This window comes from bacterium (assembly GCA_035370465.1).
Lineage (GTDB): Bacteria > Ratteibacteria > UBA8468 > B48-G9 > JAFGKM01 > JAGGVW01.
The window spans coordinates 1-13716 of sequence record DAOOVW010000041.1; the positions used below are offsets into that span (position 1 = coordinate 1).

Genomic DNA, 13716 nt, shown 5'->3' on the forward strand with positions numbered 1-13716 from the left:
TTCATTTATAAAGAGAAAAAGATGGCTTCTTCCTTATTCAGTTAAAAAATAATTTGACAAGTCAAGTTCGCCATTTAACAATTTCTGACATTTAACCCCTAACTTCTCATAAATCAAGTAACCCTAAAATCCCGTTTTCTTATAACTATGGAGAATAGAAAATTATCAAAAACAAAAAGTAGTGTAGATTTAGAATTGTGAATTTGAATAATAGATGTATTTATATTATAACTATGAAAAAATTTAAAGAATTCACATTTTGAAATGGGGTAATACTATTTTTACATTAAAGGTGTAATAAAAATCAGAGCCCTCACCCCTTCCCCTCTGGGCGTAGTCCACAGGCTCGCCCGTTGGGCTATGCCCAGAGGGAGCCGTAGCAAAAAGCGAGGATCCAACGGGCGAGCCTCTCCCCTCCGCCACATTCGCCTATCATTGCGAATCCGCTGCGATTTTTGGCGGAAAGATTGGCGGACAGACTAAGGGGAGAAGGGAAAAAACTTTCTGACGCTAATACATTATAAGGATTTTATGATATAATACACTCGCTTAATGCCTAATTTTGGCGGAATTTGAGATAAAGATTAGAGTTTTTGTTTCTTGGAAAATTTTTTATAGATATTTTTTATACATCAATACCAAAGCCTTTTCTTATTAAAATTCCTATAAGAAAATTTATAACTGCAATACTCAAACTTAAAGATGCCATCTCAAAAAATCTCTTTTTAAAAGAAACTTCTTTTGCAACTGAAACATAGAAAGTGAAAACAAGTATAACAATAAGAGCATTTACCATAACAAAACCTAAACATAAAAAAACATTTTTAAAAACAAGATATGGTAGAAGTAAAAAAAGGACAGTTATAATATATGCAATTCCTGTGTACATTGACGATTTTAAAGGATTTTTCTCCCCTTCTTCTTGTTTTGCTGATAAATAGCCAGAAGCAGCCATTGACATAGCAGCAGCAATTCCTGTTATAAATCCAACAATAACTATCAATTTTGTTTTCTGTAAGGCAAATGTAAAACCAGCAAGAGCCCCTGTTAACTCAACAAGGGCATCATTTAGGCCCAGAACAATTGAACTTACATATTTTAATTTTTCCTCATCTAAAAGGGATATAATTTCTTTCTCGTGTTTGTTTTCATCTTTAAGTATCCATTCTACTCCTGATATTACTTTTGTTATTTTTTCATATTCTTTTTGTGCAAATTCTTCCCCTGTCTCCATCAATTTTAAGGAAAATGTAAGTCCAAACATTCTTGATAGAAATACATAAAAATAAAATTTAAGTTTATTTTGTTTTACATCAGTTTTAGTTATTTTCTTAAAGACCTCATAGTGTTTTAGTTCTTCTTCCCCAATATCTTCAAGAATTTTTTTATTCTTTTCATCTTTTATAAGAGATGCAAGTTTTTTATAAATAAAATGCTCTGTTAATTCATTTTTCTGTGCTTTCAAAATTTTCTTTTTTATTTCTTTATCTTCCATTTTTATTTCCTTTCTTCAATTATACAATAAAACAGAAAAAAATTAAGGCAGAATAATAAAAGTTGACAGGAAAGAAATATGGAAGTATAACAGGTAAATAGATAAAAAAATCCCACCATTATTTGATTGTTTTTAAATTTATATTGATATACTGAATAGGAATTATAAAATGGCACATCAACGAAAAAGAAAAATTGAAAAGGGTTTAGTAGATGGTGAACTTTCCCATTCAATATGGAAATTAGCAGGTCCCATGATGATAGCAGGAGCATTGCATGACCTTTTTTCTATGGTTGACCTGTTTTTTGTTGGAAAGTTAGGACATATTGAGGTGGCTGCACTTGCAATTGCAGGGACAACTATGTCTGTTCTGATGATGCTGGTTCAAGGCATTGCAGTTGGAACAATGGTACTTATAGCTCATTTTACAGGAGAAAAAAACTATGAGATGAGTGATAATGTGTTAGGACAGACATTTATCTGGAGTCTTATTGGTGCATCTATAATGTTGCCTGTTTCTTTTTTTCTTGTAGAGCCAATCCTAAAACTTTTTGGTGCAACAGGAAATATTCTGGTTTATGCTGCTGACTACTTACGAATAAATTTTAATTATTCTCTTGTTATTTTTCTTTTTGTTGGAATAAGTAATGCTTTACAGGGTTCAGGAGATGCGAGAACACCTTTATACGCACTTGTAATAGGTAATGTTCTTAATATAATTTTAGACCCTTTATATATTATGGGTTATGGTCCCTTTCCTGCATTGGGAGTTGCTGGTTCTGCTGTTGCAACAGTTTTAACAAGAGGAGTTGGTATTATATATCTTTTTATCCATCTTCTTTTTGGGCATTCTACAATTCATTTTAAAATAAAATATCTTAAACCAATTCCGTTTCTTATGAAAAGAATTGTAAGTATCGGATTTTTTGCTTCACTTCAGGCGTTAATCCGTGAAATTTCTTTTCTCTTTTTAATGCGTCTTGTCACATCCTTTGGTGCTGTTACTCTTGCTGCTTATGGAATTGGTTCTCGACTGAGGTCTTTCATAATGGTACCTGGTTTTGGATTTGCAAGTGCTGCTGCTGTTCTTGTGGGACAAAATTTAGGAGCAAAAAAACCGAAGAGAGCAGAAAAAGCGGCATGGCGTGCGCTTAGATACTATGAATTTCTACTTACACCAATAGTTATAATTTTCTTGTTTTTTGCTCCCACATTGGTAGGATTTTTTAATAATAACAAAGAAGTAATTACTATTGGCAGTTCTTTTTTAAGGTATTTAGCAATTACTTTCCCTTTTCTTGCTTTTTCACTTGTTTTTTCACAGGCAATGAATGGTGCTGGTGATACAAGAACACCAACTATTATAAATGCAATTGGTCAACTTATTTTTAGAATACCTTTTGCATATTTTTGTGCATTGGTTCTCGGATTGGGTTATAAAGGAATATGGTTAGGTATAAATGCTTCTGATATTGTGCAAGGTATTGGAATGACGATGGTTTTTCGCTCTGGACACTGGAAAAAAGCATTTGCGAGACACAAAAACAAATTACTGAAAGATGATAGACAAATGGCAACTTCCCTATTAGATACTGAAACCTCTTCTCTTAACTAAAACAAAATTCTTTAACACTATTTCCTTATTTTATAGAAGTATAATATCTGCTAATAAGAAAACAAATAGCTCCGGTGGTAGGATTCGAACCTACAACCTTGCGGTTAACAGCCGCTTGCTCTACCATTGAGCTACACCGGAATTTTCAATTTTTAACTTTTTAACTGTCAATAAAATATTGTTTTTCAACCTTGCTCTACTCCGCCATAAATTTCGCCACACAACATGGCGAATCCGACGCGCTTTCTGGCGGACATGGCGGACTTCACTTCGTTTCGCGTTGAGCTACACCGGAATTCGTAAATAATAATATCAGAAAACATTAGATTTGTAAATTATTTTTTACAGGTTGAACAATTTGAAGAAGAACAACCTGCACATGATGAAGAACTTGAAGAAGTTACTACCTGTTTTTCTTCATTTGCCTTTCTTTTATATTCTTCACTTCTATATTCTGTTGTATAAAAACCAGCACCTTTATATATAACTCCACCACCAAGTCCTATCAGCCGTTTAACTTTTTTTTCCTTACATTCAGGGCATACTTCTACAGGTGGTTCTGTCATTTTTTGGAATTTTTCAAATCTATATCCACACTTTTCGCATTCATATTCATAAGTAGGCATTTTTCTCCTCCTGTTTTTCTTTAACTAATTAAAATACCGAAAAATTTCAAAAATGTAAATATCTAAATTTATGAATATTTTTATAGTGTTTCTTTGAAAAATTTTAATGTTGTTTCTAAAACATCTTTTTCTGTTTTTTCAATAACAAAAGTATGTCGTCCTTTTTCAAAAATCACAAGTTCTGAAAACCCTGCATTATAATGAAAATTTTCAAAGTATGCGAAAGGATGTGTTAAGGATAAAACTGTATCATCTTTACAATGAATAATTAAAACATTTCCTTTAAATTGTTTTGCAAACTCCAATGGTTTTATATGCTTTAAACTTTCTACAAAGTCCTTGCTTATAGAAAGTCCTGTCCCTGTGAGATAACCTTCCCCTTTTTCTTCTAATTGTTTTTTTAGTTTTCTTGTTAGTTGTCTTGATATAACTGATGGATAAGCAAGTCCTGACCATAAACAAAGTGATTTTATATTCAATTTCGATGCAGTATAAACTGCTGTAACACTTCCTAATGAAAGTCCAAGAACTCCAATTCTATTCCTGTCAATTTCTTTTAAGTTTTTTAAGTAATTTACTGCATTTTCCCCATCTTTCATTTCTGTTAAAAGTGTCTTATCAACAAATTCTCCTTCACTATCTCCTGAACCCATAAAATCAAATCTTAAAACAGATATTCCTTCTTTACAGAGAAATCTTGCAAGATGAGTAAAAATAAAATGACTCTCTGCTTTTTGTCCTGAAAAACCATGAAATAAAACAATTCCCGGGGATTTCTTTTTATTACTTAAATGCAAGACCCCAAATAATTTTTTCCCTTCGCTTTCAAATGTTATTTGTTTTTCCAATTTTTATCCTTTTTAAAAATTTTCTATAAAATTTATTATATCTTTAATTTCTATTTGCTCAAAGCACAATTTTTCTTTGCAATTTTTCATTTTTTCTTTGCTACATGGATTACAGCCAACTTCTCTGAAAATTATTTTTACTTTTTTCCCTCTCGGTCCCCAGATAAAAGGAGAAGTTGGGCCAAATATAGCAATTGTTTTAACTCCTGATGCAGCAAAAAGATGTGTAATACCTGAATCGTTTCCTATATAAATTTTTGTTGTCTTCACAATATCAACAATATCCTGAAGAAAAGATGTTTTTAAAATTTTTTCCTGTCCTATTTTATTGTTCCACCATTGAAATTGGTCAAATTCAGCAGGACCAAGAATAACTTTAAATTCTTTATCCTTTATCTTTTTTATAATCTCAAAAAAATTTTCTTTTTTGTAATTTTTGTGAGAACAACCACTACCAGGATGAATTACTATTATATTTTCTTCTTTATTTTCTATTTTCAAAAAAGGATATTTTTCAATTTCTGTGGGAAAATTTCTAACAGGTAAAAGAAGATAGTCAATTATATGCATTTTTAAATGTTCATTTTTTACTGGATGAAATAAAATTTCACCTTTAAAAATCTTTCTGAGTGTTTTTCCTTGAAGTGTTTTTTCATCTTCATAAAAAATTATTAAATCAAAATTGTTCAAAAATTCTGATAATAATTGATTTCTCTCACCAGAAAAAAGAGGAAGAAAAAAGGTGTTATCAAAAGAGTAAAATCCATTAATATCTGAATAAATTTCAAAAAAATTTTTATATATTCCTTTACCTGCTAAATAAACACAAAAATTATTTTTTTTAAGTGATTGGACAACAGGTAATGTAAGAATTAAATCTCCAAAAGAACCTTCCCTTATTATTAAAACATTTCTCATTTTTAATTTCAAATAATATTGACAATTTTTATCTGTAAGGTATAATATTTCTGCTTTCTCTCTGCTTGTGAATGCAGGTAAGTAGCATGGCTTTCGGGCGCCGGCGCGATTCGGCGCCCTTTTTTTTTATCCTCAATGACAAAAACTTGATATAATAAAAATAAGCCCGTGTAGTTCAGTGGTAGAACGGCTCATTCGTAATGAGCAAGTCAGGGGTTCAAGTCCCCTCGCGGGCTTATGTCTTATTTTTAAGAATTGAATTTGTAAATAACAAGACCTGATGGAACTTTTGGATAGAAATAAGTTGATTTTTGAGGCATAACTTCTCCACAAAAACATATTTTAAGAAACTGCTCTTTTTTAATTGGGTTTAAAAAAAATATAATACCTTTTCTCCTTTTTTCTCTCTCCTTTATTAAATATTCTGGCGAAATATGAAAGAAAAATTCATTATTTTTTATTTCAAAAATTTCAGGAAATATAAACTCATGAAGTATAACTGTATCTAATTCAGACCAGTTTTCACTATGTTTTTCTGCAATTTTTCCAATTACATCTTTACTTTTTAATATTAAAACAAAAAATTCTCCATTATCATAAACACCAAAACAATGACTATCCTGAAATTGCTCCATTTTCTCTTTCATCTCAAAAAGTGAAGGAACTTTTTGAATTTCAAAAAATTTTTCAATTAGTTGTTTTTTCTTGAAAAAAGGAATATCTTCAATTACATATCTATGAGTTGGTAAAATTAAAAGGCCAGGGGATTTTATATTAACAAGAAATACAAGAACCTTACCTGCTGATGGGGTAGGGTTATCAAGATAAAAATGAAGCGCTGCATTATATCTGTGATGTCCATCGGCAATAATAAGTTTTTTATCTTTAAAGATGTTTTTAATTATTTCAGTTTTATTTTTATCTTTTATTTTACCAAAAGAAAAAATTTCATTATTTATAGTACCTTTAATTTCACCATTTAATTTCTTTATTTCATTTTCAAAAATAAAATTATTATCCTGATATAACATAAAAACAGGGCTGAAATTTGCTCTACATTTTTCTATAAGTTTATATCTATTAACTTTATACTTTTCAAAAATTCTTTCATGGGGAATAATATTGCCTTTTTCAAATGTTTCAAGTTTAAGTAAAGCAAAAACCCCATTTCTTTCCATCTGTTTATTGTCCACTAAAAAAGTGTGTTTCATAAAGTAAAAACAATCACTTTCATCTTCAATAATTATTTTTTCTTTTATCCATTTATTAAATTTTTGAAAAACTTCCTGGGGATTTTCATTTTTTGATATTAAATTTATAACATTGTAAGGAGATAATAGTTTAAGTTTTTTTTCATATTCACTATCAATAACATCCCATGGAGGAGATATAACATTACTTATATTCCCAACTTTCTCTAAATTATATGTATAACCTTTTAAAGGACTTATTTCTACCATTTTTTCTCCATATCTTTCTAATTCTGTCTCCTGTCTTTATTCATCTATTTTTTGATTTTCACTTTTCTTTTTTAATGGTAAATATATTTCAACTTTTGCTGTTTTTCTTATCTGAGAATACCAATCGTTGAAATACTTTTCCATTTTCTGCCATAATAAAACCTTTCTAAGTTGCTCTTTATCAACATCTTTTAAATTGTTCCTTTTTATATAATCATCTACCTCTTCATCACTAACTTTTATATTTCCTTCAGATACAACAAGATTTTTTAATTTCTCAAAAGTTATTTTTTCCCTGACATCATCTTCAATTTTCTTTAACTCTTCATCCGGGATATTGCTTATAATCTCTCTATATTTTTTTTCATCAAATTTCCCAGCGTCATTTTTAAAAACAGGGTCTGACTTAACTGCTTCTATTATTTCATTATTAAAGACCCTTATTCTCTTTTTTCTTGCCTGCTGTAATAAAAGTTTTTCTCTAATCATGTCTTCAAGAACACCTTCTTCTATATTCAGGTTGTTTTTTATTTCGTCGTATTTATCTCCAAAAATCTGTCTGTAACTTTCTTCTACATCAGAAAGACGAGTATAAAATTCTCTCAAAGTAATTTCATCTCTATTAACAATTGCTGCACAACTACTTCTTCTTTGAGCCCCTGAAATATTAACTCCCCATATCAAAAAACCCGGTATTATCATAAGTGCTACAATCCAGAGGACTATTTTCATATTCCTTTTTTTCCTGAAAAATTTTGTTAGCATTTTTATCTCCCTTTTATCAGTATAACAAATTCTCCTTTATTTTTTTTACTTAAAAAATAATCAACAACTTCTTCAACACTTCCGTACTTAATTTCTTCAAACTTTTTTGTAAGTTCTCTACAAACAGTCATTTCTCTATTTTGAAAAACATCTTTTATAATTTTTAATGTTTCATTTATTCTATGAACTGACTCAAAAAAAATCAATGTTTCTTCTCTTTCAATCAGCGACTCCATTAACTTCCTCTTTTTATTTTCCCCTTTTGGTAAAAATCCATAAAAGGTAAATTGAGATGAAGGAAGAGCAGAAACAGAAATTGCAGAAGTTAAGGCGGAAGGTCCAGGAACAGGAATAACTTTTATATTATTTTTATATGCCTCCCGAACAAGTAAAAAAGAAGCATCTGAAATTCCAGGAGTCCCTCTATCACAAACAAGAGCAATTTCTTTTCCTTCTTTTAGCATTTCAATTACTTTCCCAATTCTTTTATATTCATTATCTTTATAATAAGATAGAAGATGATTTTTTATACCATAATAATTTAATAATTTCAATGTTTCTCTTGTATCTTCACATAAAATTAAATCAACATTTTTTAATGTTTCAATTGCTCTGAAAGTTATGTCATCAAGATTTCCAATTGGAGTTGAAACGATATATAACATTATAAAAATACTCCTTTTTTAATTTAAAATTTTACAATTTATTTTAATAAGAGTAAAATAATTTAAATTTTTTAATTTATAGGAGGAAAAAAAATGGAATATGAGGAAATTTTACCAGAGATTATAGGGAAAAATGAAAATAAAATACTTCTTCTTGTTTTAGATGGACTTGGAGGTATTCCACACCCGGAAACAGGAAAAACAGAATTAGAAACAGCAAATATTCCAAATATTGATGAATTTGCCAAAAATGGTTCCTGTGGTCTTTCAATACCGGTTCTTCCGGGAATAACTCCTGGCAGTGGGCCCGGACATATTTCTCTTTTTGGGTATGACCCTATTAAAGTTCTCATAGGAAGAGGTGTTCTTGAATGCCTTGGAATAGGTGTAAATCTTGGGAAAGAAGATATTGCAATAAGAGGTAATTTTGCAACAATTGATGAAAATGACATTGTGACGGATAGAAGAGCAGGTAGGATTTCTACTGATGAAAATAAAAAAATTGTTGATTTAATTTCAAAAAATATTAAAGAAATAAATGGGGTAAAAATTTCAATAAACACTGTAAAAGAACATAGATGTGCAATTGTTTTAAGAGGGAAAAACCTTTCTCCTGATGTAAGTGAAAATGACCCACAAAAAGAAAATTTACCGCTTAAAGAAATATTACCTTTAAACCAGGAAGGTAAATTTACAGCTAGTGTTTTAAATGAGTTTGAAAAAAAAGTAAAAGAGATATTGAAAAATGTTAATTCAAAAGCAAAAGTAATTCTACTTAGAGGTATTTCAAAACTTCCTGATGTTCCAACTTTTCAAGAAAAATACAAACTTAAAAGTGCCTGTATTGCTACTTATCCTATGTATAAAGGTATTTCAAAAGTTGTTGGGATGGATATAATTGAAGTTGGTGAAACAGTTGAAGAAGAATTTGACAAACTTGAAAAAGTATATGATAATTACGAATTCTTTTTTTTACATATAAAAAAGACAGATAGTATGGGCGAAGATGGAAATTTTAATGGTAAAGTAAAATTTCTTGAAGATGTTGATAAGAAAATATGGCGTCTTAAAAAATTAAACTTTTCAGCAATGGCAATTACAGGTGACCATTCAACACCTTCTGTTTTAAAAGGTCATTCATGGCATCCAGTTCCACTTGTAATTGTTTCGCCAAATATGATACGAGATGATATTGAAAGATTTTCAGAAAGAGAATGTGCAAAAGGTATATTAGGAACAATTTACGCAAAGCAAATTATGTATTTGCTACTTGCAAGTTCATTAAAATTAGGAAAATTCGGAGCATAAAATGTTTAGAGGCGGAGTTGAATTTATTGATTTTAAATCTCTCAGTAAAGAAGAACCAATTGAAAATTTCAAAGAACCAGATAAAGTTGTTATCCCTCTTTCACAGCATACAGGAATACCTGCAAAATTGGTTGTGAGGAAAGGAGATAATGTTTTAAAAGGGCAGGTTATTGGAGAAATTGCTGGTTTTATAAGTTCTTCTGTTCATTCTTCAATATCAGGGAAAGTTATTGGGGTTGAAGATATTTTAACTCATACTTATAAAATATCCCCAGCAGTAATAATAGAAAATGATGGAAGTGGAAAAGAAATAGAAAAAAAGAAAAATGACTGGTTTTCTTTAAGTCCTTCTGAAATAATTGAACTTGTTTCAAAAAATGGAGTTGTAGGACTTGGTGGAGCAACTTTTCCTTCTCACGTAAAATTAGTCATACCTCATGGCAAAAAATGTGAAGCAGTTATATTAAATGGATGTGAATGCGAACCATTTTTAACCTGTGATTACAGGGTTTTAAAAGAAAATACAGAAGATGTAATTATTGGCTTGGAAATTATATGTAAAACATTAGGAGTTAAAAAGGCATATATTGGAATTGAACAAAATAAAATTGATATAGCAGAAAAAATTAAAAAAGTAATAAAAAATAAGAGTTGTGAAATTGAATTAAAAGTACTTCCCAAAAAATACCCACAGGGAAGTGAAAAACATCTAATAAAATCAATAACTGGAAAAGAAGTTCCCTCAGGTGGACTTCCAATTGATGTTGGAATTGTTGTTTTTAATGTTCAAACAGCAATATCAATAAAAAATGCTGTCTGTGATGGAGAGCCACTTATTGAAAGAGTTATAACTGTTTCTGGACTTGTTGAAAGACCTAAAAATTTAAGAGTAAAAATCGGAACAAGTATATCCGAAGTTATTACTTATTGTGAAGGTGAATTAGAAGAGGGGTCTAAGATTGTAATTGGTGGTCCTATGATGGGGATGAATATTCCTTCTTCTGATATACCTGTAATCAAGGGAACAACAGGAATTTTAATTTTACCAGAAGAAATTTTACCAGAAGAAATTGAACCATGTATAAGATGTGGAAAATGTATTGATGCCTGCCCTATGAATTTATGTCCTGCTGAAATTGGAAGATATGCAGAATTAAAAAAATGGGAAGAAGTAGAAAAATTAAGTGTTTCTGATTGTATTGAGTGTGGTTGTTGTTCATATATCTGTCCTTCTAAAAGGCCATTGGTTGAACTATTTAAATGGGCAAAAACAAAAATAAAGAGGAAAAAAGAATGAAAAAAATAAGTTGGGCACCACATATACATAGCAATGAAACAACAGGCAAAATTATGTTATCTGTTATTATTGCCTTAATACCACCTTTAATTGGTGCTATATGGTTTTTTGGTTTATATTCATTGAAAATTATAGTTGTAAGTATTGTTTCCTGTGTTTTAAGTGAACTTTTAAGTCAAATTATTTTTAAGAAAAAAATAAGAATTTTTGATGGAAGTGCAATTATAACAGGAATTTTACTTGCTTTTGTTTTGCCACCAAGAATACCTTTATGGGTGGTTGGATTTGGTGGCTTTCTTGCAATTTTTCTTATAAAAGAAATTTTTGGTGGAATTGGATTTAATATATTTAATCCTGCTCTTGCATCAAGGGCAATACTCCTCGCGTGTTTTCCTGTTTTTATGACTCACTGGATACAACCATTTGACTATTCAATAGATGCAATAACGACTGCAACTCCTCTTACAATATTAAAAGAAAATTTCTTACAACAATTACCTTCATTATGGCAAATGTTTATTGGAATAAGGGCAGGGTGTTTGGGAGAAACAAGTGTTTTACTTCTTTTATTAGGGGCAATTTTTTTGCTTTGTAGAAAAGTAATAACATTGCATATTCCAGTTTCATATATCTTAACTGTTGCAATTCTTTCGGTAATTTTCAAACAAAATGTTGCAATGCAGGTTATGGCAGGAGGACTTATTCTTGGTGCTTTTTTTATGGCAACTGACTATGTTACCTCCCCTATAACAAAAAAGGGTAAAATAATATTCGGTATTGGATGTGGAATTATAACTTTTCTTATACGACTGAAAGGAAGTTATCCAGAGGGAGTATGTTATTCAATTTTGTTTATGAATATGCTTGTTCCTTTAATTGATAAATATACTCTACCGAAGAAATTTGGAAGGTAAAAATGAACAAAAAAGAAATAGTTGGTGGTATTTTAATTTTAACAATAATTACTTCTTTATCCGGATATTTACTTGCTTATGTTTATAAAGTAACAAAACCAGCAATTGAAAAACAACAAAAAATTGAAGAAGATAATATAAATAAAGAAATTTTTCCAGATGGAGTTGAATTCCATGAAGTAGAACAAGGAGATATAAAATATATTTCTGTTTTAGGCAGTGAAGGAAAAGAAATAGGTAAAATTTTTACAACAACTTCCCCCGGTTATGGAGGAGATATAAAAATAAAAATTGGAGTTGATGAAGATTTAAAAATTAAAGGTGTAAAAATTCTTCAACATAATGAAACACCTGGTCTTGGAGCAAAAATAACTGAAAAAAAATTTTTATCACAGTTTGATGGTAAAGGAAAAGAAAAAATTTATTTAAAAAAGGATAATTCAGAAGGTGAAATAGATACAATAACAGGAGCAACAATTTCATCAAAAGCAGTAACAGAAGGTGTGAGAAAATTACTTGAAACAATTGAGGTAGAAAAAAATGAAAATTGATTTTAAGAACTTTGTAAATGCTTTATGGAAAGAAAATGCGATTTTTTATCTTATGTTGGGTTTATGTCCTTTTCTCGCTGTTTCAAGTTCTGTTAGGGATTCTATTGGGATGGGAATTGCTGTAATTTTTGTTTTAGCAGGTTCTAATGTAACCATTTCTTTAATAAGAAAATTTGTTCCCTCTCATGTGAGAATCCCTGCATTTATTGTTGTAATTGCAACCTTTGTTACAATTGTTGATTATTCACTCGCTGCTTTATCTCCTCAAATCCACAGAAATTTAGGTGTTTATCTTCCACTGGTGGTTGTTAATTGTATTATTCTTGGTAGAGCAGAGGCATATGCATCAAAAAATAATGTAATCAGTTCTCTTCTTGATGGTTTAGGAGTAGGAATTGGTTTTGCTCTTGTAATTTTTGTTGTTTCTATTGTAAGAGAACTTTTTGGAAATGGAACAATACTTGGACACCAAATTTTTGGAGCCAATTTTACTCCATTTTTAATAATGATTATGCCACCAGGTGCTTTTATTGTTATTGGTTTTTTTATTGCGTTAAAACAGGGAATTGAAAGAAGGGGTAAAAAATGTTAAATCAGGCAAATTTAGGATTAATTTTTCTATCTGCATTTTTAGTAAATAATATTTTGCTTATAAAATTTTTAGGGCTATGTTCTTTTTTTGGCCTTTCAAAAGATATTAAATCATCAATAGGAATGGGACTTGCAGTAATTTTTGCAACTGTTATGGCTTGTTGTTTAAGTTGGGCTGTGTACAATTTGCTTCTTTTACCACTGCATCTTGAATATTTAAGAACAGCAACTTTTATTTTAACAATTGCTTCATTTGTCCAGTTTGAAGAAATAATAATAAGGAAAAAATTGCCTGTTTTATATAAGGCATTTGGTATATATCTTCCTTTAATAACTACAAATTGTGCAATTTTAGCGTGTGCTTTTCTTGGAGTTGATTATAAACTTTCTTTTATCCAGAATCTTGTTTTCTCAATCGCTCTACCAGCAGGTTATGCACTTGCAATAATTCTTTTTGCATCTATAAGAGAGAAAATTGATGTTGCTCCTTTACCAGAAGTTTTCAAAGGTGCTCCAATATCTTTTATAACAGCGGGTCTTATGAGTTTAGCATTTCTTGGTTTTAAAGGGCTTTTCAAATTATAATCTTACAACATAACAAATAAGGCATCTGCTTTTCAAAATATTTCCAGTTGGCCTTATTATATCTCAATCAAAAATTTG

The 13716-nt window shown here is 30.0% G+C and carries 14 protein-coding genes and 2 tRNA genes; 8 read left to right on the forward strand and 8 right to left on the reverse strand.

Features of this window, described 5'->3' with window-relative positions; all coding sequences use genetic code 11:
* Nucleotides 1-625: 625 nt before the first annotated feature.
* Nucleotides 626-1495: a VIT1/CCC1 transporter family protein gene (locus PLW95_06200; GenBank protein ID HOV22255.1), complete on the reverse strand. Its 870-nt coding sequence runs from the start codon at nt 1493-1495 to the stop codon at nt 626-628.
* Between the two features lie 169 nt (nt 1496-1664).
* Between PLW95_06200 and PLW95_06205 the strand changes: the two genes are divergently transcribed.
* On the forward strand, nt 1665-3110 hold the full coding sequence (locus PLW95_06205; GenBank protein HOV22256.1) for an MATE family efflux transporter: 1446 nt from the start codon (nt 1665-1667) through the stop codon (nt 3108-3110).
* 69 nt (nt 3111-3179) lie between these two features.
* Here the strand turns inward: PLW95_06205 and PLW95_06210 are convergent.
* The 4 genes from PLW95_06210 to PLW95_06225 form a co-directional block, all read right to left on the reverse strand.
* Nucleotides 3180-3251 (reverse strand) — tRNA-Asn (locus PLW95_06210).
* Between the two features lie 194 nt (nt 3252-3445).
* A complete protein-coding gene (locus PLW95_06215) occupies nt 3446-3736 on the reverse strand; it encodes a zinc ribbon domain-containing protein (protein ID HOV22257.1) in 291 nt (96 codons plus the stop codon).
* 80 nt (nt 3737-3816) lie between these two features.
* Nucleotides 3817-4584 carry a prolyl oligopeptidase family serine peptidase gene (locus PLW95_06220; protein ID HOV22258.1) on the reverse strand — a complete coding sequence of 256 codons (768 nt, stop codon included), beginning with the start codon at nt 4582-4584 and terminating at the stop codon, nt 3817-3819.
* Between the two features lie 12 nt (nt 4585-4596).
* Nucleotides 4597-5502 (reverse strand): glycosyltransferase family 9 protein, encoded by a 906-nt coding sequence (locus PLW95_06225; protein ID HOV22259.1) that lies wholly within the window; start codon nt 5500-5502, stop codon nt 4597-4599.
* 164 nt (nt 5503-5666) lie between these two features.
* Here PLW95_06225 and PLW95_06230 point away from each other — a divergent pair.
* Nucleotides 5667-5738, forward strand: a tRNA-Thr gene (locus PLW95_06230).
* Between the two features lie 12 nt (nt 5739-5750).
* On the opposite strand, the gene PLW95_06235 is transcribed toward PLW95_06230, so the two are convergent.
* Genes PLW95_06235 through rsmI form a run of 3 tightly spaced genes read right to left on the reverse strand, consistent with a single transcriptional unit; the run spans nt 5751 to nt 8392 of the window.
* Nucleotides 5751-6962: a DUF1015 domain-containing protein gene (locus tag PLW95_06235; protein ID HOV22260.1), complete on the reverse strand. Its 1212-nt coding sequence runs from the start codon at nt 6960-6962 to the stop codon at nt 5751-5753.
* A gap of 36 nt (nt 6963-6998) precedes the next feature.
* The gene (locus tag PLW95_06240; GenBank protein HOV22261.1) at nt 6999-7727 is read right to left on the reverse strand and encodes a SurA N-terminal domain-containing protein; all 729 of its coding nucleotides are present in this window, start codon (nt 7725-7727) and stop codon (nt 6999-7001) included.
* Nucleotides 7728-7729: 2 nt separating this feature from the next.
* A complete protein-coding gene (gene rsmI / locus PLW95_06245) occupies nt 7730-8392 on the reverse strand; it encodes a 16S rRNA (cytidine(1402)-2'-O)-methyltransferase (protein ID HOV22262.1) in 663 nt (220 codons plus the stop codon).
* Between the two features lie 93 nt (nt 8393-8485).
* On the opposite strand from rsmI, the gene PLW95_06250 reads away from it, so the two are divergent.
* From PLW95_06250 to PLW95_06275, 6 genes are read left to right on the forward strand one after another with little or no spacing between them, the layout of a single operon-like run.
* The gene (locus PLW95_06250) at nt 8486-9700 is read left to right on the forward strand and encodes a 2,3-bisphosphoglycerate-independent phosphoglycerate mutase (protein HOV22263.1); all 1215 of its coding nucleotides are present in this window, start codon (nt 8486-8488) and stop codon (nt 9698-9700) included.
* Between the two features lies 1 nt (nt 9701).
* Entirely contained in the window at nt 9702-10997 is a 1296-nt protein-coding gene (gene rsxC, locus PLW95_06255) for an electron transport complex subunit RsxC (protein ID HOV22264.1), read from the forward strand.
* Nucleotides 10994-11911, forward strand: coding sequence for an RnfABCDGE type electron transport complex subunit D (locus tag PLW95_06260; protein ID HOV22265.1), 918 nt, complete (start codon nt 10994-10996; stop codon nt 11909-11911). The genes rsxC and PLW95_06260 overlap by 4 nt, the downstream gene beginning before the upstream one ends.
* Before the next feature lie 2 nt (nt 11912-11913).
* Nucleotides 11914-12462, forward strand: a complete 549-nt coding sequence (locus PLW95_06265) for an RnfABCDGE type electron transport complex subunit G (protein ID HOV22266.1) — start codon at nt 11914-11916, stop codon at nt 12460-12462.
* Complete coding sequence (locus PLW95_06270; GenBank protein HOV22267.1) at nt 12452-13054, forward strand: electron transport complex subunit E; 603 nt, start codon at nt 12452-12454, stop codon at nt 13052-13054. The genes PLW95_06265 and PLW95_06270 overlap by 11 nt, the downstream gene beginning before the upstream one ends.
* Entirely contained in the window at nt 13048-13638 is a 591-nt protein-coding gene (locus PLW95_06275; protein ID HOV22268.1) for an RnfABCDGE type electron transport complex subunit A, read from the forward strand. The genes PLW95_06270 and PLW95_06275 overlap by 7 nt, the downstream gene beginning before the upstream one ends.
* The last annotated feature ends 78 nt before the right edge of the window (nt 13639-13716 follow it).